The sequence below is a fragment of the Salinimicrobium xinjiangense DSM 19287 genome (assembly GCF_000423585.1).
Lineage (GTDB): Bacteria > Bacteroidota > Bacteroidia > Flavobacteriales > Flavobacteriaceae > Salinimicrobium > Salinimicrobium xinjiangense.
In genome coordinates, this window is the sequence record NZ_KE384057.1 from 56,706 (window position 1) to 81,111 (window position 24,406).

General features: G+C 41.3%; 21 protein-coding genes, 1 other RNA gene and 1 pseudogene. 8 read left to right on the top strand and 15 right to left on the bottom strand.

Going from position 1 to position 24,406, the window contains the following annotated elements:
• Nucleotides 1-1,452, bottom strand: a pseudogene (locus tag G564_RS20535) (hypothetical protein); the annotation flags it as partial.
• A gap of 562 nt (nucleotides 1,453-2,014) precedes the next feature.
• On the opposite strand from G564_RS20535, the gene pdxH reads away from it, so the two are divergent.
• The 4 genes from pdxH to G564_RS0116750 are packed head-to-tail and all read left to right on the top strand — an operon-like array spanning nucleotide 2,015 to nucleotide 6,162.
• Complete coding sequence (gene pdxH, locus G564_RS0116735) at nucleotides 2,015-2,659, top strand: pyridoxamine 5'-phosphate oxidase (RefSeq protein ID WP_029038670.1); 645 nt, start codon at nucleotides 2,015-2,017, stop codon at nucleotides 2,657-2,659.
• A gap of 3 nt (nucleotides 2,660-2,662) precedes the next feature.
• Nucleotides 2,663-3,148, top strand: a complete 486-nt coding sequence (locus G564_RS0116740) for a SixA phosphatase family protein (RefSeq protein WP_029038671.1) — start codon at nucleotides 2,663-2,665, stop codon at nucleotides 3,146-3,148.
• Entirely contained in the window at nucleotides 3,149-5,257 is a 2,109-nt protein-coding gene (ppk1, locus tag G564_RS0116745) for a polyphosphate kinase 1 (protein ID WP_029038672.1), read from the top strand.
• Nucleotides 5,254-6,162 (top strand): Ppx/GppA phosphatase family protein, encoded by a 909-nt coding sequence (locus G564_RS0116750; protein WP_029038673.1) that lies wholly within the window; start codon nucleotides 5,254-5,256, stop codon nucleotides 6,160-6,162. Before ppk1 ends, G564_RS0116750 begins: the two co-directional genes overlap by 4 nt.
• On the opposite strand, the gene miaE is transcribed toward G564_RS0116750, so the two are convergent.
• Together miaE and G564_RS0116760 are read right to left on the bottom strand one after the other, a co-directional pair.
• Nucleotides 6,149-6,730, bottom strand: a complete 582-nt coding sequence (gene miaE / locus G564_RS0116755) for a tRNA-(ms[2]io[6]A)-hydroxylase (RefSeq protein WP_029038674.1) — start codon at nucleotides 6,728-6,730, stop codon at nucleotides 6,149-6,151. The genes G564_RS0116750 and miaE overlap by 14 nt on opposite strands.
• 4 nt (nucleotides 6,731-6,734) lie before the next feature.
• Nucleotides 6,735-8,651: a DNA polymerase III subunit gamma/tau gene (locus tag G564_RS0116760; protein ID WP_029038675.1), complete on the bottom strand. Its 1,917-nt coding sequence runs from the start codon at nucleotides 8,649-8,651 to the stop codon at nucleotides 6,735-6,737.
• A gap of 150 nt (nucleotides 8,652-8,801) precedes the next feature.
• Here G564_RS0116760 and rnpB point away from each other — a divergent pair.
• An RNA gene (gene rnpB, locus G564_RS20025) (RNase P RNA component class A) lies at nucleotides 8,802-9,152 on the top strand.
• 388 nt (nucleotides 9,153-9,540) lie between these two features.
• Here the strand turns inward: rnpB and G564_RS0116770 are convergent.
• From G564_RS0116770 to G564_RS0116780, 3 genes are read right to left on the bottom strand one after another with little or no spacing between them, the layout of a single operon-like run.
• Nucleotides 9,541-10,074, bottom strand: a complete 534-nt coding sequence (locus tag G564_RS0116770; RefSeq protein WP_029038677.1) for an RsmD family RNA methyltransferase — start codon at nucleotides 10,072-10,074, stop codon at nucleotides 9,541-9,543.
• Complete coding sequence (locus tag G564_RS0116775; RefSeq protein WP_029038678.1) at nucleotides 10,071-10,901, bottom strand: DUF3822 family protein; 831 nt, start codon at nucleotides 10,899-10,901, stop codon at nucleotides 10,071-10,073. Before G564_RS0116775 ends, G564_RS0116770 begins: the two co-directional genes overlap by 4 nt.
• Entirely contained in the window at nucleotides 10,885-11,535 is a 651-nt protein-coding gene (locus G564_RS0116780; protein WP_029038679.1) for a hypothetical protein, read from the bottom strand. The genes G564_RS0116775 and G564_RS0116780 overlap by 17 nt, the downstream gene beginning before the upstream one ends.
• Before the next feature lie 125 nt (nucleotides 11,536-11,660).
• Here G564_RS0116780 and G564_RS0116785 point away from each other — a divergent pair, with 125 nt between their 5' ends.
• The 3 genes from G564_RS0116785 (at nucleotide 11,661) to G564_RS0116795 (ending at nucleotide 14,875) form a co-directional block, all read left to right on the top strand.
• A complete protein-coding gene (locus tag G564_RS0116785; RefSeq protein ID WP_051205583.1) occupies nucleotides 11,661-13,091 on the top strand; it encodes an ATP-dependent DNA helicase in 1,431 nt (476 codons plus the stop codon).
• 71 nt (nucleotides 13,092-13,162) lie between these two features.
• A complete protein-coding gene (gene kdsB / locus G564_RS0116790; protein ID WP_029038681.1) occupies nucleotides 13,163-13,885 on the top strand; it encodes a 3-deoxy-manno-octulosonate cytidylyltransferase in 723 nt (240 codons plus the stop codon).
• Between the two features lie 141 nt (nucleotides 13,886-14,026).
• Entirely contained in the window at nucleotides 14,027-14,875 is an 849-nt protein-coding gene (locus G564_RS0116795; protein WP_029038682.1) for a DUF2911 domain-containing protein, read from the top strand.
• A 424-nt stretch (nucleotides 14,876-15,299) separates the two neighbouring features.
• Here G564_RS0116795 and G564_RS0116805 read toward each other — a convergent pair whose 3' ends face one another.
• The 9 genes from G564_RS0116805 to G564_RS0116845 all read right to left on the bottom strand — a co-directional run bounded on the left by G564_RS0116805 (nucleotide 15,300) and on the right by G564_RS0116845 (nucleotide 24,352).
• On the bottom strand, nucleotides 15,300-16,271 hold the full coding sequence (locus G564_RS0116805; RefSeq protein ID WP_029038683.1) for a Gfo/Idh/MocA family protein: 972 nt from the start codon (nucleotides 16,269-16,271) through the stop codon (nucleotides 15,300-15,302).
• Complete coding sequence (locus tag G564_RS0116810; RefSeq protein WP_029038684.1) at nucleotides 16,264-17,967, bottom strand: sodium:solute symporter; 1,704 nt, start codon at nucleotides 17,965-17,967, stop codon at nucleotides 16,264-16,266. Before G564_RS0116810 ends, G564_RS0116805 begins: the two co-directional genes overlap by 8 nt.
• 108 nt (nucleotides 17,968-18,075) lie before the next feature.
• Nucleotides 18,076-20,601 (bottom strand): PIG-L family deacetylase, encoded by a 2,526-nt coding sequence (locus G564_RS0116815; protein ID WP_037374205.1) that lies wholly within the window; start codon nucleotides 20,599-20,601, stop codon nucleotides 18,076-18,078.
• Nucleotides 20,602-20,655: 54 nt separating this feature from the next.
• The gene (locus G564_RS0116820) at nucleotides 20,656-21,195 is read right to left on the bottom strand and encodes a mechanosensitive ion channel domain-containing protein (protein ID WP_029038686.1); all 540 of its coding nucleotides are present in this window, start codon (nucleotides 21,193-21,195) and stop codon (nucleotides 20,656-20,658) included.
• Between the two features lie 62 nt (nucleotides 21,196-21,257).
• A complete protein-coding gene (locus G564_RS0116825; RefSeq protein WP_029038687.1) occupies nucleotides 21,258-21,845 on the bottom strand; it encodes a Maf-like protein in 588 nt (195 codons plus the stop codon).
• 2 nt (nucleotides 21,846-21,847) lie between these two features.
• Nucleotides 21,848-22,765, bottom strand: coding sequence for a geranylgeranylglycerol-phosphate geranylgeranyltransferase (locus G564_RS0116830; protein ID WP_084625670.1), 918 nt, complete (start codon nucleotides 22,763-22,765; stop codon nucleotides 21,848-21,850).
• 3 nt (nucleotides 22,766-22,768) lie between these two features.
• A complete protein-coding gene (locus G564_RS0116835; RefSeq protein ID WP_029038689.1) occupies nucleotides 22,769-23,095 on the bottom strand; it encodes a DMT family transporter in 327 nt (108 codons plus the stop codon).
• On the bottom strand, nucleotides 23,092-23,604 hold the full coding sequence (locus tag G564_RS0116840) for a KdsC family phosphatase (protein ID WP_029038690.1): 513 nt from the start codon (nucleotides 23,602-23,604) through the stop codon (nucleotides 23,092-23,094). The genes G564_RS0116835 and G564_RS0116840 overlap by 4 nt, the downstream gene beginning before the upstream one ends.
• Nucleotides 23,588-24,352 carry a Rossmann-like and DUF2520 domain-containing protein gene (locus tag G564_RS0116845; RefSeq protein WP_029038691.1) on the bottom strand — a complete coding sequence of 255 codons (765 nt, stop codon included), beginning with the start codon at nucleotides 24,350-24,352 and terminating at the stop codon, nucleotides 23,588-23,590. The genes G564_RS0116840 and G564_RS0116845 overlap by 17 nt, the downstream gene beginning before the upstream one ends.
• Between the last annotated feature and the right edge of the window lie 54 nt (nucleotides 24,353-24,406).

Here is a 24,406-nt window from a genome sequence, read left to right on the forward strand (position 1 = left end):
GCTTTCAAAAGTATAAACACCGCTTTCGGTATATTCAGTTCCGTTCCAGGTGTAAGAATCACAAGCTGTTGCAGTTTCTTCAGAAGTAGTGCTGTTGTTGATAGTTACTGTAAAAGAATTCTCAGCATCAGCACAAGATCCGTTTCCAGCAGTAAATACATATATTGTTTGAGTAGCAGTGATCTCAGTTCCCACAGCGATAGGATCACCTCCGTTTTCAGAAGCGAAGTAAGCACCATTCTCAAGAGCAGGAAGTGTATAAGAATCACAAGCCTCAACATCACCAGGAGCATCAGCTACCGGAGTATCGTTGATGGTTACCGTGAAAGAGTTCTCAGCATCTTCACAAGAACCTTCTCCGGCAGTAAATACATATATTGTTTGAGTAGCAGTGATCTTAGTTCCCACAGCGATAGGATCCACTCCGCCTGACTGAGCGAAGTAAGCACCATTCTCAAGAGCAGGAAGTGTATAAAAATCACAAGCTTCAACATCGGCAGGAGCATCAGCTTCTGCCGGGGCGTGTATTGTAATGTTAAATGAACAAGATTTGGTCTTGATCACTCCTGTGTTGGAAGTGTAAGTTGCGGTATATTCAAGGTCGTGAGAACCAACGGGATAAAATCCCTGTTGTGGGCCTGAAACAGTAAAATCAATACCACCTTTACATCCGTCATCATTAAGAATTCCGTCTACAGCAATAAGAGTGTCACCAGTATTTGCATTTGATGGTTTACTTCCGACATAGGTAAAGACATACTTTAAACGATAAACACCGGCTACACCACCAGGATTTTGAGTGTAAAATGTATAAGTGTCAGATGCTTTTGTAACTTGTTGTTTTGCTCCACTTTCATAAGTGTTACCGAATTGGTCTTCTAGAAATAACTGAATGTAATATTCTCCGTTTGCATGTTGAATTTCAAAAGAAGTTTCCGAGTTGGGATTTAGAATTAAATATGGTGTCGCAACGATTGAAGTTCCTGAACCGTCACCATCATTACTATTAAAAAGCTTAAGATGCCCACCATTTCCACCAGCTCTCGTAATCCAGTTGAAATACCAGCACTCTTCGGTTAAGAGGTTTTCATTAAGCTCAAAAAGCATCTGAAAATTTCCAGTATTACCATTTCCGGTACAGGTTTGGGTAATCACAGGAGTTGTCCAGTCCACATAAGCCCCCAACTCCCCGTCTACTGTTTCTGTAGCACAAAGGATCTGGTCTTCCGGGCAACTGTCAAAGACTATGCAGTCATCTCCTTCAACGATACTATTTGGAGAATTCTGATTGTTTTGCGCACTGGCAGAAAAATTTACAGCCATAAAAAGAACCAGTAATAATCCTAATGTGGTTCTTGAGAAATTTTCCATTAGGTGAAAAGGATGAAAGGCGGCGGCTTTCACTTTTTCGGTATTTAGGAAAATTTTGGTTAGAGTAGTTTTCCAAATCATAGTCGTACTATTTGAATTATTGTCACCTGTTATGGTTTCGATTCACAGAATCAAACCCCTATAGGTTTCTTTTCTTATTATTTGTTCGTTGTATTTCGGTTAAGTTCAATTCATCCGTTAGGGAAGGACGACCTGAATAAATTCTTATTGTTTTCTTACAAAATATGTCTGATTCGTTGGGGGGAAATCAGATCATTTTGGGGCATTTTTTAAGCTTATTCTGAAGTAAAATTACAGGGATTTCCTGTTAAAAAAAGAAATTTCAAATCTTTTAGATGTAGTGTGGGGTTTTACGGACAAACGACACATAAACAGTAAACTATATTGTGGAAACAACTTTATTCTGGTTGATTTTACGCTGCTGAAATTGAATGGAGGAATGTAAAAAAAGTACGAAAAAACCGCTTAAAATTTTCCCATTTTTGGATCTGATTTTCCCCTTATAGTGTTCCTTTTATGGATATAAATATCCTGTTTCCCTCTTCTTTTATTCTTACATTTTTTCAGTGATTTGACTACCGGTTTTGCAGCCGGAGAAATGAAGATTTTGTAAATTGGCAGTATGAAAAATAAACTCCACGATTATCGCAGGCTCTACCAGAAACATGAGTTGCTGGAGGAGGAAATTCCGCAGGATCCATTTGAATTATTTCATGTATGGATCCAGGAAACTGAAACCAATAAAGAAGTTGAGGAAATTAATACCATGAACCTATCCACGATAGGTCTGGATGGATATCCAAAAACAAGAGTTGTCCTTTTAAAGGAATACGACCGGGAAGGTTTTGTGTTTTATACAAACTATGAATCTGAAAAAGGAAGATCCATAGAGAAGAATCCTAAGGTTTGTCTGTCCTTTTTCTGGCCTACGTCAGAGCGACAGGTTGTTGTGAAAGGTATCGCAAAGAAAGTTTCTGATGAAGAATCAGAGACTTATTTCCATTCCCGCCCCCGTGGCAGTCAACTTGGCGCCTGGGCATCTCAACAAAGTTCAGTCATCCCTTCAAGGATATATCTTCAGGAGAAATTAGACCTCCTGGAACAGGAATATTCGGGAAAAGAAATTCCAAAACCCGTATATTGGGGTGGTTATAAAGTTTTTCCTTCCGAAATTGAATTCTGGCAGGGCCGGCCTAACAGGTTGCACGACCGGATTTACTTCAGTAAAGAAGGTTCGGAATGGAAAATTGACCGCTTAGCACCTTAAAATATGAAGAAACTGATCCTGGTAAGACACGGCAAATCCTCCTGGAATGAAGATTTGCCAGATCATGAACGTCCTGTAAAGAAACGTGCGTATAAAGACGCAGAACTGGTTCTTAATGCCTTTTCCGGTTTTGTGCCGGAAGAACTTATGTTATGGAGCAGTGATGCGGTGCGTGCTCTTACCACTGCAAAGATTTCTAGGGAAGAACTTAATATTCCCGAGCCCCGGTTTCAGGTTAGACATGACCTCTATACTTTCGATTCCGGAAGTTTACTGCAGGTGATCAAAACCTGTGAAAATGCTGTTGAGAACCTTATGATCTTTGGTCATAATCCGGCTATAACCGGGGTAGCCAACTCCCTGGGCGATCAACATTTTTCCAATGTTCCCACTACCGGACTTTGTATGATCGAATTTGAGTCGAACGATTGGTCGGGTATCAAAAATGGCAAAACTCTTTTATATTTATTTCCGAAGAATTTAAGGTAGATGGAGAATAATCAATATATCAATAGAGAACTCAGCTGGCTGCAGTTCAATGCAAGGGTGTTGCAGGAAGCGGCAGATAAAACTGTCCCTCTTATTGAACGGCTTAGGTTCCTGGGGATTTTCTCAAACAACCTGGATGAGTTTTTTAAGGTAAGATATGCCACTATTAAACGTATTGATCTCGCGGGAAAGGGAGGTAAAAGTGTTCTGGGAGGAATAAAAGCCAATAAGTTACTGGAGGAGATAACTCAGATCGTAATAGACCAGCAAACAGAGAGTTTAAAGATCCTTGATGCAATTCAGAACAAACTCAAGGATCATAATATTTTTATTATTAATGAAAAGCAGGTAAAGAAATCACAACAGGCTTTCCTGAAAAATTTCTTCCTCCAAAAGGTGAGTCCGGCGCTTGTTACCATAGTCCTTAATGACCTGGCAGAACTGCCGCGATTAAAAGATAGTGCAGCTTATCTCGCAGTCAAAATGGTGATGAAAGATGTTGCTCCAAAAAGGGCAAATTCTCAGGTGCTTAAAGGACAGCAGAAAGAGAAAAAATACGTTCTCATTGAAATTCCCAGAAGTATTGAAAGATTTGTGGTGCTGCCAAAGGAAGGAGATAAGCAGTACGTAATTTTATTAGACGATCTTATTCGCTATCACCTTCATTCTATCTTCAATATATTCGAATATGAGAGCATTACGGCACATATGATCAAAATTACCCGGGATGCCGAACTGGATATCGACAGTGATCTAAGTAAATCCTTTATTGAAAAGATTTCGGCCAGTGTAAGGGAGCGTATTGAAGGGGAGCCGGTTAGGTTTGTTTATGATATGAACATTGAGCAGGATACCTTGCAGTACCTTATGCGCAAAATGGGAATAGATGCCACCGACAGTATTATCCCAGGAGGCCGCTATCACAACAGGAGGGATTACATGAACTTTCCCAGTCTTGGCAGTGAAGAACTTCAGTATAAACCATATGAACCATTACCCGTTCCCGGTTTGATCCTTCAGGGTAGTCTTTTTAAAGAAATTGCCAAAAAAGATTATTTGCTGCACACACCTTATCAAACCTTTTACTATACGGTAAAATTTCTAAGGGAAGCAGCTCTTGATCCTGCGGTAAAGTCTATAAAAATTACAATTTATCGTCTGGCAAAAATTTCCCATATCGCCAGTTCACTCATAAATGCCGTTAAGAACGGAAAGAAGGTAACTGTACAAATAGAGTTACGCGCCCGATTTGATGAAGTTGCCAATATCAATTATGCTGAACAAATGCAGCGGGAAGGTGTAAACCTTATTTTTGGTGTTAAAGGACTTAAAGTACATTCCAAAGCCTGTGTAATAGAAAGATACCAGGATGGAAAGATTGTAAGGTATGGTTTTATAAGTACAGGAAACCTCAACGAATCTACCGCCCGGGTTTACTCAGATCTTACCTTGTTCACCAGTGACCAGAGTATATTAAAAGAAGTAAATAAGGTATTTGACTTTTTTGAGGTCAATTATAAAGTAAGCCGGTATAAACATTTGATCGTTTCTCCTCACTATACACGAACCGGCCTGGTTAAACTTATACAAACAGAAATTGATAATGCAGAACAAGGGAAGCCTTCGGGAATTAGATTAAAATTAAACAGTCTTTCTGATTTCGCACTAATCGACAAACTTTATGAAGCCAGTAGGGCAGGAGTTAAAATGAAACTTATTGTAAGAGGTATTTGCTGTCTTGTGCCTGGAGTTGAAGGAATGAGCGAAAATATACAGGTGATCAGTATAGTTGATAAATACCTGGAGCATCCACGTATTTATATTTTTGAAAATGACGGGGATCCCAAAGTCTTTATTTCCTCGGCAGACTGGATGACCAGAAATCTCGATTACAGAGTGGAGATTACCTGTCCCATATACGATAAAAGTATCAGGCAGGAATTAGTAGAAACTTTTGAAATTGGCTGGAGTGACAATGTGAAAGCCAGGGTAATCTCAGAAAAACAGGATAATGCCTATCGCCGAAATAACAGGTCACCTTTGCGATCTCAATTCGCCCTTTATGATTATTATTTAAAGAAACTGGAATTAGAAAAAGAAAAGATTTGATCCATCAACGAAAATATGCAGCCATAGATATAGGTTCCAATGCTGTGAGGCTTTTGATTATGACTATAACCGAGCAGGAGGGGAGGGATCCCATCTTCAAAAAAACTTCTCTTGTTCGGGTGCCAATACGTCTTGGAGCAGATGTATTCCTTACCGGGAAGATCTCTGAGGAAAATATTTCCAGAATGGTCGATACAATGGAAGCATTTAAGCTTCTTATGAGGTCGCATAGAATTGAAAAATTCAAAGCCTGTGCTACTTCTGCTATGCGGGAATCTCAAAATGGGGAGGCGGTCGCAGCCCTTATTGAAAAAGAAACGGGAATAAAGATCAATATTATTGACGGCACAGATGAAGCCGCCATAATTGCAGCTACAGATCTTCACGCCCTTATACAAACAGATAAAACCTACCTGTACGTTGACGTGGGTGGGGGAAGCACCGAATTCACTCTTTATTCTGAAGGAAAAACAATAGCTTCCCGATCTTTCAAACTGGGAACGGTGAGGTTACTCGAAGACACAGTTTCCGATAACGTATGGAAGGAAGTGGAATCATGGATAAGACAGGTGACTTCTAAGTACAGTAAGATTGATCTCATAGGTTCTGGTGGGAACATTAACAACATATTCAAGAGTAGCGGAAAAGCCAATGGAAAACCGCTCAGCTTCTTTTATCTGAGCTCCTATTACCAGCTATTGCAGTCGTTCACCTATGAGGAAAGAATTACCCAGCTCAATCTTAACCAGGACAGGGCAGATGTTATAGTACCCGCGGCTAAGATCTATTTGTCGGCGATGAAGTGGACCAGGGCCCGTAGAATATATGTGCCAAAAATAGGCCTGTCAGATGGAATTATTAAGTCTCTTTACCAGGAGTCACTGGAAGAAGCTAACCATGCATAGTTTCAGATTTGCCAAGATCTTTCATAATTTCAGCTTCAAACTTAAGTAGATCCTGCCATTTTTGATCTACTTCCTTACGGTCTCCATATTGCCTGGCAAAATTGAGAAACATGGTGTAATGATTTGCTTCGCTTACCATTAAGCTCCTGTAGAATTCGGCCAGTTCCCTGTCTTCTAGATTTTCTGAAAGTAACCTGAAGCGTTCGCAACTCCTGGCTTCAATAAGTGCGGCATATAAGAGCCGGTGAATAAGACTGCTTAACCTGCTGCCTCCTTTAGGGAAAAACGTCATTAATTTTATTACATACTCATCCTTCCGGTCGCGGCCTAAAGTCAATCCTCTTTGGAGGAGCCGGTCATGCACCATTCTAAAATGGCCCATTTCTTCTCTTGCCAGTGCAGTCATGGCAGTCACAAGCTCAGAATATTCCGGATGTGTTACAATAAGGGAGATAGCTGTTGAAGCCGCTTTTTGCTCACAGTAAGCGTGATCTGTAAGGATCTCTTCTATATTCTTTTCCACTATGTTGACCCATCTTGGATCTGTGGGTAGTTTTAAACCTAGCATAATTTTAGATGTCCAGATCAAAGGTCGAACGCAACTTTTCGATCATCGGATTTTTTTCTTTTAATTTTTCAAACTTTTCGATGGTGGTAAAAGCAAACTTTTTCTCTGCTTTCTCGTTAACCGTCACCTTCAGCTGAATATGGGTATTCTGAAGTTTTTCTTTTAAAAACCCCATCAGGTGGTACTGAACTTTTTCAAGCTCAAGTTTCATGGTTTCGTTAGGTAACTCCACACAAATATTCTTCCCCATTAAAGCCGGGGTATCGGTCTGCATAATGGAAGACAAGATCTTTTCACCTTTTTCATTCTGCTCATCACTAAATTCCTGCCACGCCGCCTGCATTTCCTCTTCAGAAAACTTTCCGTTTTTCACAACTTCCTTCTCTGCTGTAGCTTCCCTTTTTTGCGCTTCCAGTTCTTTTTTCGCCCTGATGCTCTTCAAGGATAAGCCTGAAACCTTTTGGGGTGTAACTTCTGTAAGCACATCGACTTCAGTTTCAGGTTGAGAATTAGAAGCCGAGGTTTCTGCGTTATTATTGGGCGGTGTAGATGAAGACTGAATATTGGCATCCTGATTTTCCGGTTCCTCATCTCTTAGATCTCCTGAAATATCTCCTCTTGCGGAAGTATCCTCTTCTTCAACTCTGCCGGTAGTATTTTCAGCTTCGGGGGAGCAGTTTCCGGGAGTTTCTGAAGGTTTCGGAATTTGAGCTGCCGCAGGGGCGGCAGAATCTCCATCGGCATATTCATTGTTGACGATCACTTCCTTCTCCTTTCGGGAGAGTTTAAGAGCCGGCGCCGGAATAGGAGTGCCTGTAAAATGGTTTGGCGGAATTATATAGGCGCTATCCTTTTTTTTTTCGTCGCCAAAAGTTACGGAGGCCAGTCGCATAAGACATAATTCGACCAGTAGACGTTGATTCCGGCTACTCTTGTACTGCAGGTCACATTCATTGGCAAGTTCAATTCCTTTGAGAAGAAAAGCCGAAGAAGCTTCCTGTGATTGTTTATAGTAGAGCGCTTTGGTGTTATCTCCGACTTCAAGAAGGTTGATCGTTTTTGGATCTTTGCAAACCAACAGGTCCCTGAAGTGAGAGGCCAGGCCTGCAATAAAATGATGGCCGTCAAAGCCGTGTGAAAGGATCTCATTAAAAAGCAAAAGCAGCTGCGGAATATTATTCTTCAGAATAAGATCTGTAGCGGTGATATAGCTGTCATAATCAAGAACATTAAGATTCTCGGTTACTGCCTGTCGTGTGAGATTCTTTCCGCTGAAGCTTACTACCCTGTCATAAATTGATAAAGCGTCACGCATAGCGCCATCTGCTTTCTGAGCTATAATATGCAGCGCATCATCTTCGGCTTCCACACCTTCCTGTTGTGCTATATATGCAAGATATTCCTTCGCATCTTTAACAGTGATCCTTTTGAAATCAAAGATCTGACAGCGGGAAAGAATAGTGGGGATTATCTTGTGTTTTTCTGTAGTGGCCAGAATAAAGATCGCATGTTTAGGAGGCTCTTCCAAGGTTTTTAGAAAAGCATTAAATGCTGCCTGTGACAACATGTGCACCTCATCAATAATATAGACTTTATACTTTCCAACCTGTGGTGGAATTCGTACCTGGTCAATGAGGTTTCGAATGTCGTCTACCGAGTTGTTGGAAGCGGCATCCAGTTCAAATATATTAAATGCGAAATCTTCATTGGGGTCCTGTTCCCCATCCTGGTTGATCTTCTTTGCAAGGATACGGGCACAGGTAGTTTTTCCCACTCCGCGTGGTCCAGTGAAAAGCAGGGCCTGGGCGAGGTGATTGTGTTCAATGGCATTAAGTAGGGTATTGGTTATAGCCTGCTGGCCCACAACGTCTTTAAAAGTTTGGGGGCGGTATTTTCGTGCCGATACTACAAAATGTTCCATTGAAAAGCTTTAGAATGACAAATATAAAAATACAAAACCGAAGCAGATGAATATCCTTATGTTTTTATCCACAAAAACCTGTTGAAATGAAGCACATAAGACATCTGTCGGATACCTCTTAAAAATGGCATTATAAGTGTATATTTGCGGCAAGCAGACCGCCTTATCGCTGCCCCGTCCCGTCCCGAGTTCTCGGGATCGGAATGGGGTGGAGGAAAGTCCGGACACCACAGGGCAGCATAGTGGGTAACACCCATCATCCCGAGTACTCGGGATAGGACCAGTGCAACAGAAAGGATGTACAGGTAATGCTGTAGTGAAATCAGGTAAACTCTATGCGGTGCAATGCCATGTATACCGGCTGTTAAGGATTGCCCGTCCGTTGCCGGAGGGTAGGCAGCTAAAGGCTTTTGGTAACAAAAGTCTCAGATAAATGATAAGGGTTCTATGACGGGTTACCGTTGTGGGGAACAGAATCCGGCTTACAGGTCTGCTTTTTTATTTTTTTCTGCAATGATCTCTTCTACCCACTCCAGTGCATTTTCGAGTTCAAGAAAGATTTCATAAGGTATTTTGCAAAACTTTTTCTCAAAATTAGCCATATTAAGAGAAGATACCTTTTTGCTCACCACTCCAATGCCGGCAAGATTTTTTACCTCGTCAAGATTGAGGTATATTGTGGGGTTGACATTGTAGTCATTTACCCGGGAGGAGAGGTAAACAAATGCCTTACTTCCGTAAAAATCACTGCAAACCTCCACAAGATCGGCCACCTGCTTACCTTCCAGGATTTGACCTTCGCGCGGTCTTGACAAGACATAATTGTGGTGAAATTCCAGAATGGTAAATTCCAGTTCAAGGATTTTTAGAGGTAGGGCCATATACTAAGTTACACAAAAAAACTAAAAACGGAATTCCCATACTTTCGGGCTTCAGAAAAATGCTCCAGGTGAGATAGATCCATTTTTTTGGAATGTTCAATAATCAGGCTGCCTTCTTCCTCCAGTAAATTTCTTGAAAATGTTAATTCTACAATTTTTGAAAGAGCTTCAGTTTCAAAATTATAAGGAGGGTCGGCAAAAATAATATTTGCTGTTTCTCCCGTCGCCTGTAGAAATTTTGTAGCGTCACTCTTAACTGTACGAATAGGAAGATCAAGTTCTTCAGAAATCTTATTGATAAACTTCACACATTCAAAATGGGCATCTACTGCTATGATCTCAACTGCTCCCCGTGATGCAAACTCAAAGGAAATATTTCCGGTACCGCTGAAAAGATCAATTACTTTTAGTGCTGAAAAATGGTATTTGTTATTGAGAATATTGAACAAAGCTTCTTTGGCAAAATCTGTTGTAGGTCTTACCGGAAGCTTCTTGGGCGCAATGATCTTTTTTCCTTTATGTATTCCCGAGACAATTCTCATTCAAGTACTTTAAATAATGGATAATGCATGTACCCTTTCGGCGGCTCTTCTTTTGAGGAGAAAATGTAACCAAAAGCGGTGTCCATGAACTTAATTTCCTTCACGTAATTATAGGCAATATCATAATAATCTGAATGCTCTCTTATCCGTCCCAACAGTATAAGTTCGAAACGTGTGGGATCCAGATCCAGCTGTTCGGCAGTAAAAAGAAGATAATATATAAAATCCTCCTTCGTAGCACTGTTGAACGAATTAGCCAGGTGTAATTTGCCTTGTTGGTAAACCAGCAGATCGTATCCTCCGGGATAACAATTGACATAAACCCGGGTTCCTTCTGTCTGATATTTATTCTGGATCTGAAATTCCTTCGCAAGAACGCTTACGCAGTGCCTGTATTCAAATTCCCCATACCTGTCAAAAAAGAAATTATTAATGTTCGTATAGGGAATATATACGTTCATCATTTTGGAAACTGAAACTTCATCGTGTGCCACGTAATCTGTTTCGAGGATCTTGGTATTGTATTTCAGGTACTCTGAAGCATGTTCCTCATTGAAATAAGCTTCCGGAATAAGGCTGTAAAGTTCATTAGAGAAAAGGACAATAACTTCAGGATTTTCCTCTTTTAAAAACGTTTCCTGTTCATACAATTTCTCGATTTCCCGAAGTACCTGGGAAGGATTGAGTTTTCTGGTGAAAAGAAGATCCCTGAAATACACGATGCGTCTTTCTTCTTTCGAGAGCGCACAAAAAGAAAGTCCATTCAGGCTCACCTGAATGGACAACTTTAAATTATTTTGATTATCCTCTTTATTCGGCGTTACCATAAATTTTTGGCCAGTTACCGCTGGTGTTAACTTCTTCCATGGATCCGACACTTATATACGGTCCATTCACTGCATCAACAGAGATCACCTGCTTTTCCTGATTTACAAGATCCGGGTCCTGATCATGAAGAATAACCTCTTTGGCAACCCTTGCTTCAAATACAGGGATCTTAGTACCGCTTTTATCTACAGTTCCGGCTTTTAATTCAAATTGTCTGTCTACTCCGCGAATTGGAACATTCATCATTGTCTTATAACGATCTGTTCCCTGGAAAAGCGAATCTTTTACAGATTTATATCCTAAAGTGTCAATAACAACTATTTCTATTCGGCGGTCAACCCCATAGGTACGACGGTACTCTTCGTCCATTACTGTGGTATCTCTTCTTTGAGTGAGGGTGAATTGTGCAGTGTCGATAAAGCGAACAAGATTATCCCATTCACCTGCGAACCTTCCGGTTACCTGACGGTGAGCAAGTTCAGCGTCTCTGATATCTTTAAGGTTTTCGATTACTTTGGCATATCTTGCCTCCTTAACTTCATTAAATTTAATTGGCTGATAGATTGAGTTAAATACCAGATATCCAAGGAAAATGATCACTATCCAAAGAACTAGCTGAATGATAAGTTTCATGCGGGTGCAGATTAAGATTTATTTAAGTGTTCCACGCAAATCTACAATTTTTTTTTATTCACAAAGGATTCTTCCGAAAAAAACCGTGTTATCTTTGGGCTCAGAGGAAATTGCTTATGGAGAAAATGAACGTTGCCACTTTTTATAACCTGTTACTCAAAGATCTGAAATTTGAGGCCAAAGTAAAACAGGACATAGCCCTCCAACAATTAGCTTCCTTTGTAGTTGATGAGAAGAAAGATTCCATTTTCCTTTTAAAGGGATTTGCCGGTACCGGAAAGACTACAATCATTAGTTCCCTGGTAAAAAATTTATGGCAGGTAAAGAAAAGTGGAATTCTGCTGGCTCCTACAGGCCGTGCCGCCAAAGTTATTGCCAATTATTCCGGTAGGGAAGCCTTTACCATTCACAAAAAGATCTATTTCCCGAAGAAGAAAAGTGGAGCAGGAGTAAGTTTTGTACTGCAGCCAAACAAACATCGCAACAGCATTTTCATTGTTGATGAAGCATCAATGATCCCTGATGTGAACAATGATGCCAAAATGTTTGAAAATGGTTCTTTGCTCGATGACCTCATTCAATATATTTATTCGGGACATAACTGCAGGCTCATCCTTATAGGTGATACAGCACAGCTGCCGCCGGTGAAGTTGGATGTGAGCCCCGCCCTGGAAGAACATAAACTTCAGAACACCTATATGAAGGAGGTAACCCATATAGAACTGGATGAAGTGGTGCGGCAAAGTGAGGAGAGTGATATACTTCACAATGCTACTCTAATAAGAGAGGCTTTAAGGGAAGAATTTTATGAGTCCTTTAGTTTTGAGCTGAGTGAAAAAAGAGATGTAATACGGCTGGTAGATGGGTATGAGATCATGGAAGCCATTGAGGAGTCTTACCGCAACCTGGGTCACGAAGACACCACTATTATTGTTAGATCAAATAAACGGGCCAATCTTTATAATCAGCAGATAAGGAACAGGATACTTTTCCAGGAGGAGGAGATCTCGGCAGGGGATTACCTTATGGTAGTGAAGAACAATTACTTCTGGGTGAAGCCAAACAGTGAAGCAGGCTTTATCGCTAACGGGGACATCATCAAGATCCTGGAGATATTTGCTATTAAGGAGCTTTACGGGTTCAGATTTGCCGAGGTAAAGGCACAAATGGTGGATTACCCGAACATGCAACCCATTGAAACTGTGGTGCTGCTTGATACACTGGAAAGCAATAATCCTTCCCTTACCTATGAGGAATCTAACCGCCTGTACCAGGAGGTGATGAAAGATTATGAAGAGGAGCGTTCAAAATACAAAAAATTCATGAAGGTGAAGAACAATAAGTATTTCAACGCCCTGCAGATTAAATTTTCTTATGCGATGACCTGCCATAAGTCACAGGGAGGGCAATGGAATACCGTGTTTGTAGAGCAGCCATATCTTCCCAATGGAATCGACAGGGATTATCTTCGCTGGCTCTATACTGCAGTCACACGGGCACAGGAAAAATTATACCTTATAGGCTTTAAAGATGACTTTTTCGCCCCGGCAGACTAGCCAAAAATGCTATTTTTATAATAAATTTTAAATTTTCAGATTTGGAAAGCAATCCACTAAGAATTATTGCGATGATCCCTGCCCGTTATGCCGCGAGCAGATTTCCGGGGAAGTTGATGCAGGATCTGCATGGCAAAACCGTCATTTTACGGACCTATGAAGCTGCACAACAAACCGGTCTGTTTCAGGAGGTTTATGTGGTGACCGATAGTGAGATCATCTATAATGAAATTTCGGCAAATGGCGGGAAGGCCATCATGAGTGAAAAGAAACATGAGTGCGGGAGTGACCGTATTGCCGAAGCCGTCGAGCACATGGATGTTGACATTGTAGTAAATGTGCAGGGTGATGAGCCCATGATCGATACGCAAAGTCTGTCGCTGCTTCTGGATGTTTTCCGCGGAAAGGATGCAGACAAGATTGACCTTGCCTCTTTAAAGGCACCTCTTAAAGAGAAGAAGGACATTGACAATCCTAATAATGTAAAGGTGATCACCAATAATGAGGATTTTGCACTCTATTTTTCACGTTCTCCAATTCCGTATCCGCGGGATGAGCAGACCGGTATAACCTGGTTCAAACATATTGGGATCTATGCTTTTCGCAAGCAGGCGCTATTGGATTTTTACCGTCTGCCTATGCTGAAGCTGGAAGCTACTGAAAAAATTGAGTGTATAAGATATCTTGAATACGGAAAGAATATTAAAATGGTGCAGACAACTGTAAAAGGAGTGGGTATTGATACGCCTGAAGATCTTGAAGAAGCCAGAAAACTCTTATCGAAAGAGCAGTAGAAACAGGAAATCACTCTTTTTTATAAGCTTTTCAGAAAAATCCGGAGCATAGGTGTCAAAAATGACATTTTCTGACTACTTTTTTGCTGAAGACGGATGAGTGAAATTCTATATCTTTGGTGAAACTAACTATAAACAATCATGAAAAAATTAATTTTATTCCTTTTTGCAGGTGTATTATCAGGCGCTGCGACGGCGCAGATACAGGTGCCACAGCCCAGTCCTTCAGCAACTATTGAACAACAAGTGGGTCTAACCAACGTAGTCATTAAATATGCCCGTCCCGGTATGAAAGGCAGGGATATTTTTGGGGACCTTGTTCCTTACGGAGAAAGATGGCGCACGGGAGCAAATAATAACACTACAATAAGTTTTGACACCAAAGTCAAAATCGACGGACAGGAATTAGCCGAAGGGACCTATGCAATTTACACGGTGCCTCGGGAAAACGAATGGGATGTGATCTTCTATGAAGACACCAACAACTGGGGACTTCCACAAGAATGGGATAATTCTAAAGTAGCTTTAACAGCAAAAGCAAAAGTGCAGCAAATGCCTATGCCTATGGAAACTTTTACAATCCTCATTGATGAATTGAAAAATGACTCTGCAGCGCTGAATTTTATATGGGATGAAACTGTGGCAACCTTGCAGTTCAATGTACCTACAGATGAGCGCGCAATGGCGAGTATTGACAGGGTGATGAAGGGGCCATCTCCCAATGATTATTTTGCTGCTGCCACCTATTATCACGATTCCGGAAAAGACTATAAAAAAGCCCTGGAGTGGGTTAATAAGGCTCTGGAAATGCAGGGGGAAAATGCTCCTTTTTGGATGTTGAGAAAAAAATCTCTTATTCAGGCCGACCTCGGAATGAAAAAGGAGGCTATTGAAACTGCAAGACGTTCTTTAGCTGCCGCCGAGAAAGCCGGAAACAAGGATTACGTGAAAATGAATCAGGACTCATTAAAAGAATGGGGAGCTAAATAATCTTTATTCACATGACATTATAAAAGCGGCGATTTTGCCGCTTTTTTTTGCAGAGAAGATTAGGCTAAAGCCCTTTGTTGCCTGTAAAGTTCAATGCCCTAAGTTTCCTCCGGGGGAGCTGATTGAAGGAATTTCTAATAATTCTGAACATAGCTAAAGCCAAAATGTTCTTTTTATAAGAAAACAATAATGATTGAAATGACCCCAGCTTCAGCTGGAGAAAAGTTTGTAGAAAGCTTTTCCTCAGTAAAGCAGACTCTGCCAATAGGAATTATCTCCGGCTAAGCCGATTGCAAAATATTTGCACAGAAATTCTCTAAAGGATTTGATTTGCCCAGCTTCAGCTGGAGGGTAATATAAAGGATTTGAAGTAGGGCTTTAGGCCAATTCTGAATCTGGGAAAAATGCTACCGGTCTCTGTCTCCTAATATTCCAGCCCGATCTGTTTCCTGATTTCATCAAGTAAGGAAATAAGCTCCAGACTCTTTTGAAATGTCATAACAGTACTTTCTGTTCTTCCCTGCCTTATCATTTCCTGAACATGCATGGCTTCATATTCATAACCAAAAGAAGCCACGTCAAAAGATCTGGATTCACTTCCTTCGTCAGTAGACACAGTAATTGTAGAAGGATTATGCCAACGGGAAGCGATACTAATCGTTGCTTTTTCTAATTCGAAAACAGCAGTAATTGGAGTATTTTTTGTGATACTACTATTTAATTCTGCTTTTGCCCCATTGGGGTATGAGAAAGTAATGTCACAGTCTTCATCTACTCCTGTTTTACCGAGAACCGCCTTGGCTTCGATAAATTCGGGTAGGCCCAGACTATGCATGGCAAGAAATACAGGGTAGATGCCAATGTCGAGTAGACTGCCGCCTCCCAGGCTTTTTTTGTACAACCTGCCGTTCTCGTCAAAAGGCGCATCAAAACCAAAATCGGCAGTGAGTTTTTTTATTTTTCCGTATCGGCCGGATTCGAGCAGTGTCATTAAATATTTGATGTGAGGCAGAAATGGGGTCCACATAGCCTCCATTAGAAACACCTGCTTTTCTTTGGCTGCAGCAATCATTTCCTCAACCTGGCCCTGGTTTATAGCAAAGGGTTTTTCACATAGAACAGGCTTTCCGTAGCTAATGCAGAGAAGCGTATGCTCATGATGAAAGACATGAGGCGTTGCTACATAAACGACATCAATTTCTTTATCCTGTAGCATTTCTTCGTATGATCCATAGGCGTTGCACACACCCTCATTTTCAGCAAAAGCTGTCGCCCGATCTAAAGATCTGCTGGCAACGGCATAAAGTTCGGCATCTTCAACCTCTCGAAGACTAGCCGCGAATTTCTTTGCGATCTTTCCCGGCCCAAGGATCGCCCATTTTATTTTCTTATTCATTGGTTTCCGGCTTTGAAGTTATTGTGGGAATAAAGGTTTGAAGCAATACAGCGATTCCAATAACCAGTAAACATCCTACCAGATTTAACCACAGGTAGGGTAACTCTGTGAGGAAATAAATTGCCAGGATAATACTCTGGGTAATAAGAGCAGCAATAAATACAGCATTGCTCTTTACATATTTTATAAAAAATGCCAGCAGGAAGATTCCCAGTACATTCCCATAGAAGATGGAACCTATGATATTCACTAATTGAATAAGATTATCAAAGAGATCGGCAATACTTGCCACGGCTATAGCGATAAGACCCCAGGCCAGAGTAAACCATTTGGACATGCGCACATAATGCTCCTGTGTCTTTTCACCTGTATTTCTTTTATACAGGTCTATCATGGTTGTGGAAGCCAATGCGTTTAATTCGGAAGCTGTGGAAGACATTGCTGCCGAAAGGATCACTGCCAATAATAGTCCTATAAGTCCTCTCGGGAGATTATTCAGGATAAAATGAATAAACACGTAATCCTTATCATTGGTCTCCACGGTTGAATTTGCACTGGCGATCAATTCTGTTGCCTGCCTGCGGGCCAGGATCTCTGCCTCATTCAGCTGAAGCATTTCTGCTTTAAAGCTATCTCTGTCTCCGTCAGAAAAGTTTCCGGCGTTGGCATATTTAATGCTCATTTCCTGCTTTTGATCCTGTATCCGGTCCAGGTTTCTTTGCAGCTGTTCGTATTCCGGTGCTAAAGCCGACTGACTCACTGCATTGGTAGCTGCCGGATTAAAATTTAGCGGAGAATGATTGAACTGGTAAAAAACGAAAACCATCACCCCAACGAGGAGAATAAAGAACTGCATAGGTACTTTCAGGAGTCCGTTGAAGATCAGTCCCAGCTGACTTTGTCTTACAGATTTTCCGGAGAGGTAACGCTGGACCTGACTCTGGTCTGTTCCGAAGTAGGAGAGGGCCAGGAATGTTCCGCCAATCAATCCGCTCCAGAAGGTATATCTATTGTCAAGATTGAAGGAAAAATCTATAATATCCAGTTTGCCGCTGGCACCGGCAATTTCAAGTGCTTTTGTAAAGCTGATCTCTTCAGGAAGGTACTGGATGATCAGGATCAAGGCGATGATCATTCCCGAAAATATTACTGCCATTTGCTGTTTTTGAGTAACATTCACTGCTTTCGTTCCGCCGGAGACAGTGTAGATGGTTACAAGGACACCGATAATAATATTCAGGGTAGTAAGATCCCATCCCAGTACAGCCGATAGAATAATGGCGGGAGCGAAAATGGTGATCCCCGCAGCAAGACCCCGCTGAATAAGAAAAAGGAAAGCAGTAAGGGTTCTGGTCTTCAGGTCAAAACGCGATTCGAGGTATTCATAGGCTGTATACACTTCCAGCCGGTAATAAATAGGTATGAAAACCATACAAATGATGATCATCGCTATAGGTAACCCAAAGTAGAATTGTACAAACCCCATCCCGTCGTGGAAAGCCTGACCGGGAGTAGAGAGGAAGGTAATTGCACTGGCCTGGGTAGCCATGACCGACAGTCCTACTGTCCACCACCGCGCCTCATTTCCTCCACGAATATAATCCTGCACATTTTTGCTGCCCCGGGTTTTCCAAACTCCGTAGACCACTATGAAAATGAGAGTTCCCGCTAATATGATCCAGTCTATTGGCAGCATATCAGGAAAAAACTATCATTAGCACGTAAAACAATAGAATGTAAACTGCGTTTGCCAGTAGTACTGCCGTATATGCTTTTTTCCAATGATATTTTTGTGGAGGTTTCATTAATTGGAGTTATGGTTTGCACTTTTAGGAGCTTCTTCTTTTCCCAGGGAGATCATATTTGCAAATAATCTAAAGGCACCGGGAACACCGGCAGGAAATTCTCTAAAGAAGCTTAAACCCGTGTAAATATAATAGCCTTTTCCATAAGGGGCGATTAGTAAACTACCCTTCTTTGGTGTCTCGCCCTTGTCATTCATAGCCAGGACTGGTGTGAACTCCGGTCCCCATTCATCTGGAAAATACAGACCGCGTTCCTGTACCCAGCCTTCAAAATCCTGAGACGTGATTCTATTTGGAAAATTTAAAACAGGATGATCATTGGCAAGAAAACTGACTTCCGAATTTTCATCTGTAACCCTGTCGCGAGATAGTTTAAGATCGTAAGGTGCAAGTTCCTTGGTGACCAGTCCATGGCTCGTGTTGTACTGAATAATGAGATTACCTCCATGTTTTACGTATTCAAAGAGTGCTGTCTGCCTGTGTCGCAGCTCATCCAGTGTGTTGTATGCCCTGATCCCCACTACCACTGCATCATACTTCTCAAGAGAGGGTGCTGATATTCGATCTGGAGCAATATCTTCAACGATATATCCCATCTGTACCAGCGCCTGTGGCACTACATCCCCGGCTCCCTGAATATATCCTATTAGGGTGCCCTTTTTTTCTATGTCTAATTTTACAAGTTTGGTTTGATTAGGTAAAACCAGCGTTTGCCGCGGAATGTGGCTGTAATCCATCTGGACCACAGACTTTTTATATTCCTTTCCATCTACTTTTGCTACAGGGTTAAAAACTATTTTGCTCTGGGTCTGTGGAGGATGTGCTTCAAAAAAAAATGTTTTTTCTTCCCCTTGCCGGAGATTCTCGAAAAGGTGATTTTCAGGGGTTATCTTCCACTCATTCTGTTTACCGGGAGATAAAGAACCGGATACCCCGTTCTTCATGGCTTTTATAGTGACAGGAATGGTTCTGGGTCTACCGTTTGCAAATATAAGCACATCAGATGCTGTGCTAACAGAAATGGCTGGCACCACTTCAAATGGCAGATATGTTTCTCCTGTAACAGGATCATTGAATTTATAGGTCAGTTTCCTGCTGAATGGAATACGGACGTTGTCAATCTCAACCAGGAATTCAGCTTTTAACTCCCCTGGAGTCTCCGGCAAACCAATTAAAGAATCTTGATCTACTTTATACATTCCTAAAGAACCTTCTTCTCTTAACCAATAAGCACTTGTATAGGAGATGTTTGCAGGTATTTGAAAGCTGGTGTTTTCAATTCGGGACTGGTTATCAGGTAAGGCTGAGTTCAGTTCGATCTTACTTCCTTCGGGATGTAGATTAACAGAGATCAGCTTTATTGGAACATCACTTCTGTTGATCGCCTCCAGCTTTACCTGTATCTCCTCTCCGGGAGTGGCTAAAGATCCATTGGTAGTTGCTTCAAGATAAAGACCTGCAGAGGCTGCTATGATATTCTTTATCTGTTCAGATTTTATCTTTTTCCAGTGCTCATCCTCCAGCTTCAGTATCAGTTGATAAGCTTTGGTAAGGCCGGGAATACTAGCTGCAGGATCTTTAAAATCAAAGTTCTGCTGTACTTCTGAAAGAATATCACCAATCTCTTTTCCGCCTTTTACTCGTGTCCAGGTGGTGTTAATACCCACAAAAGGGTCATTATTATTTTTGGGATGTTCTCCCTTTAAAAGCTCGATGTATTCCGCAGCTGTTCCTCTTGTACCGGTGCTTCCAAATCCCTGGGATTGGTGCTGGCTGCGGCTTAATGACGCAATTTCAGTATTGGACATTCCTTTTAATGGAAAGTAGACTCCGGTGTCTATTGTGACAAAGTCCGACTTATCTGCTGCTTCAAAAGCCTCCTGCGACTCATAGAACCAGGGAGAGGTGTTAAAAAAGAGCTTTTTTGGCTGCCATATTCCCAGTTGATCAACCTGCTCCTCAAAAACCGATTTTTGCCCCGCCAGGTCGAAAGCCCTGCTGCTAAGAATAGCCGAAGAAGTATGATGCCCGTGGGTTTCTCCGGCCGAATCTTCGTTAAAGCGGTTGATGATAATGTCCGGTTTGAATTTTCGAATTGTTCTCACCACATCTTTCAGAACTTCTTCTTCATTCCAGATACTTAAAGTCTCTTCAGGATTTTTACTGTAACCAAAATCGTTTGCCCGGGTGAAAAATTGTTTTCCGCCGTCAATCTTTCGGGCGGCTAAAAGCTCCTGGGTCCTTATCACGCCTAGTAATTCCCGGAGTTGTGGGCCAATAAGGTTTTGTCCGCCATCACCTCTGGTGAGAGAAAGATATGCAGTGCGGGCATGTTTTTCATTGCTAAAGTAAGAGATGAGACGGGTATTCTCATCATCGGGATGTGCTGCTATATAAAGAACCGAACCAAGGAAATTCAGCTTCTCAATTTCTGAATAAATTTCAGAAGAGCTCAATTTCTCAGGTTTTTGCGCCCAACTGAAAGAAGTGAATGCTAAAAAAGCTATTAAAAAAAAATTCCGCATCAATATTTCATTTTTGAAACCTCTCAAATATAGGAAGATTTTTAAGTGCCGATGTTACAAAGCATCTTTACCTTCATCGGCATGATATTCTTTTTCGACCAGAGAAACTGCTTTTTGCAGCAGGAGGTTGTTGGGATAAGTAATCAATTCCCCTTCCATAGTGCGAAGGTGCAGGTGAAAGGCCCGAATATCTTCAATAACCGCTTCTATAGGCATGTCTTTGTCCAGTATTTTTATACGACTTCCAATTTTATAAGGAAAAGAGAAAAACAGGATAATTCCGGCGGTGATATTACTAAGAATAGACCAGATGGCAAACATTGCAACTCCAATAATGGCAAAAACTGAAGAGAAGATCAATGCGAGCTCCTGGGCATTATATCCCCACGTAAGAGACAGGAAGAAAATGGCCAGAATAGTCACAAGGACGTTAATATATTTAAACATTAATCTTGTTCTGGTTACATGTATTCCACTACTGTGTCCAACCCGGTGTGCTGTTTTTTTTAATATAAACTGAAAGATCCACAGCACCAGTATAATAGCTATGGTAGTAATGATTTGGTTTTGATTGAGAAGGAAGATGTCTGTCATTCCTGAATAAATTTTAGTAAAGATAATTTTTAGCTTAGGATGATCCTGAAATTACGGCAGTTTTATTCTGCAATCTCCATGAGGCCCTGATACACAAGGTGTGTAGGCAGTCCTACCACATTAAAATAACTGCCTTCAATATGTTCGACGCCTATAAGTCCAATCCATTCCTGAATACCGTAAGCTCCGGCTTTATCAAAGGGCCTGAAGTTGTCAACATAGAACTTTATTTCATCATCTTCAAGCTTGCTGAAGCTTACCCTAGTAATGGCATTTACGGTATGTTTTTTTTCGGCAGTCATGAAACAAACTGAGGTGATCACCTCATGAGTTTTTCCTGAAAGAGCTTTTATCATCTCAAAAGCCTGTGCGGGATCATTCGGCTTTTCGAGGGCCGTCCCTTCATGCCATACAATAGTATCACTGGTTACCAGGATATCGCCGGTGGAAAGTTCTTCATCAAAAGCAGCTGCTTTAAGCCGGGCCAGATAATCTGTGATCTCCACACCTTTTAATTCCTCCGGATATTTTTCTTCTACCGGTTTTAATCTTATTTCAAATTCAAGCCCCAGATCTCTGAAAAATTGCTGCCTTCTTGGAGAAGCGGAAGCCAGGATGAGATGATGATCTTTTAATTTTTGCTGTAACATATCTATAATACAAATCTATATAGCCCGATGGATAAAATACCGGTGGCCAAAATGAATTTTAAAATCAGGCTAAGGTGATGATAATCTTTTTTAATTTCTGTTCCGGGTAATTTCACAAGAAAATAGAGCAGGGGACCCATTACCAGAAAAAGAACATACAACATGGCTTCCCGGCTCTCGTAAAGATAATTATATATGTAATAGAGGATCCCAAGCAGGGGCAGCAATGCTACTGCGAAAATGATAAAATTGGTTCTCCTTCTTCCCAGTAAAACCGGGAGTGTGTTATAACCCGCATTATAATCTCCCCGAATGTCTTCCTGATCCTTGACCATCTCCCGCAAAAAATTAATTAAAAACGCAAAGATCCCATAGTCAAGGAGGATCGAAAAAATAACTTTTTGTGTAGGAAGGTTTTGTGGAGTGATTGCCGGTACAAGGTCAAAAATTCCTACCATCACAATGATCATTCCCACCATAATGCTTACTACCAGATTTCCTACCAGTACAGTTCCTTTGATCTGGGTGGCATAAAAATACAGAAAGGCTGAAGGCAGGATGAACAGAGCCACAAAGGAAGGTTTTCCTACCAGGTTGCTCAGATAAAATCCTATACCAACACCCAAAATATTCAGTATAATGAACAGGTTCCAGGCAGTTTTTTCTGAAACCTCTCTTCCAATGATCAGTTTTTCGGGCTTATTGATCCTGTCTGTAGCAGTGTCGTGCAGATCATTAATAATATTTCCTGCAGCTGCAAGACAGATCATTGACAGTACCAGTAAGGAAAAATCGAAATCCCCCAGAACTGTAGCGATATTAAAAGGTTCAAAGAGAAAATATTTCACCAGGACCATGGTGAAAATGATCATGAGCAGGTTCGAAAACCTTGCCAGCTTCAAAATGGGGATTATAGCCATAGCTTAGGCAGAAACAAATTTTAATCCTATGATGGAAGTAATGAGTGTGAAAAGGAAGAACAGTCGCCAAAAATGCACCGGCTCTTTGAAGACAAAAATTCCAATTAAAACGGTCCCAAAAGCTCCAATTCCGGTCCAGACTGCATAGGCAGTGCCAATGGGCAGGCTTTGTGTGGCCTTATATAATAGAGACATACTTATGGAGAGGCAGACAAAAAATCCGAGCATCCACCAAAATGCGGTGTTGCCGGAAGATTCCTTAGCCTTTCCGAGACAGGTGGCAAAACCTACTTCGAAGAGTCCGGCGATAATGAGATAGAACCAGTTCATTTGTGATCATTCCATTTCCCCTGAACCTTCAGGACCTGTTCGATCACATCGCGCACACAACCTTTTCCGCCTTTTTTATGGGAAACATATTTAGATATGTCCTTGATCTCGGCCACGGCATCCTGGGGGCAGCAAGGCAGGCCAACCTTCTTCATAGCATAAAGATCTGGCAGGTCATCACCCATATAGAGCACTTCTTTGGGTTGAATATCATAGATGTCGAAAAATTCCTCCATTTGTTCCACCTTGTCAGGACATCCCAGATAAATGTCTGTAACTCCAAGACCCTTAAGGCGGCTGCGCACTCCCTCATTTTTTCCTCCGGAAATCACGCAAATTGTATAGCCTTGTTGACGGGCATACTTCATGGCATAGCCGTCTTTAATGTTCATTGTTCTTAAAAGTTCTCCATCTGTGCTGATTTGGATAGAACCATCTGTTAGTACCCCATCCACGTCAAATACAAAGGTGGTGATCTGGGTTAAAAATTCTTTATAGCTTTTTTCCATGAAAGGTTTGGATTGCTGAGGTTAATAATTCGTAGATCTTCCTGTTTTCTGAAGATTCCAGTAGATCTAAATGTGTATTAATAGTCGATTGGTCATTTCTTATTGCCGGCCCCGTTTGTACTCCGGCAGGAGAAGCATGCTGAACTTTACTGGCTGTTTCCTTGATAAGAGGTTTCAGAATATCAAACGGAATTTCGCTTTTTTGACAGATCTGTTCTCCTACAGCATAAAGATGATTTACAAAGTTGCATACAAAAACCGCCGAAAGGTGCAGCTTTTTACGCTGCTCTGATGAAATATCATAAGCTTTACCCGAGATCCTGTCAGCTATTTTCTTTAAAAGTTGAAGGTCTTCTTCTGAATTTGCTTCAAGACAAAAAGGTATTTCTGAATAATTCAGCTCGTTATCTTTAGAAAAGGTCTGCAGCGGATAAAATACGCCTCTCCTTGAGCAGCCTGATAACGCATCAAGAGCAACAGATCCCGAAGTGTGCACCACCAATCCGCTTCTGTCTTTCAGTTTTTCAGCTGTCTGAGGGATCACATCATCTTTTAGAGCTAAAATATAAACGTCTGCTTCAGCAATTTCTGAAAAGTCGGTAGTTATCTCAACTTTGTTTTCAAAAAAATCCAGACTGGCTTCAGAATGATTATAAACCTGTTTTATTCTTATACCTTCCGAAGCAGAAAAAGCTTTAAAAAGATGTGTGGCAACATTGCCCGAACCTAAGACTACAATCTCAATCATGCGGCTAAATTACCAATTTTTTTTACCACTCCTTTAGCTGCGCCTTTAAAGCTG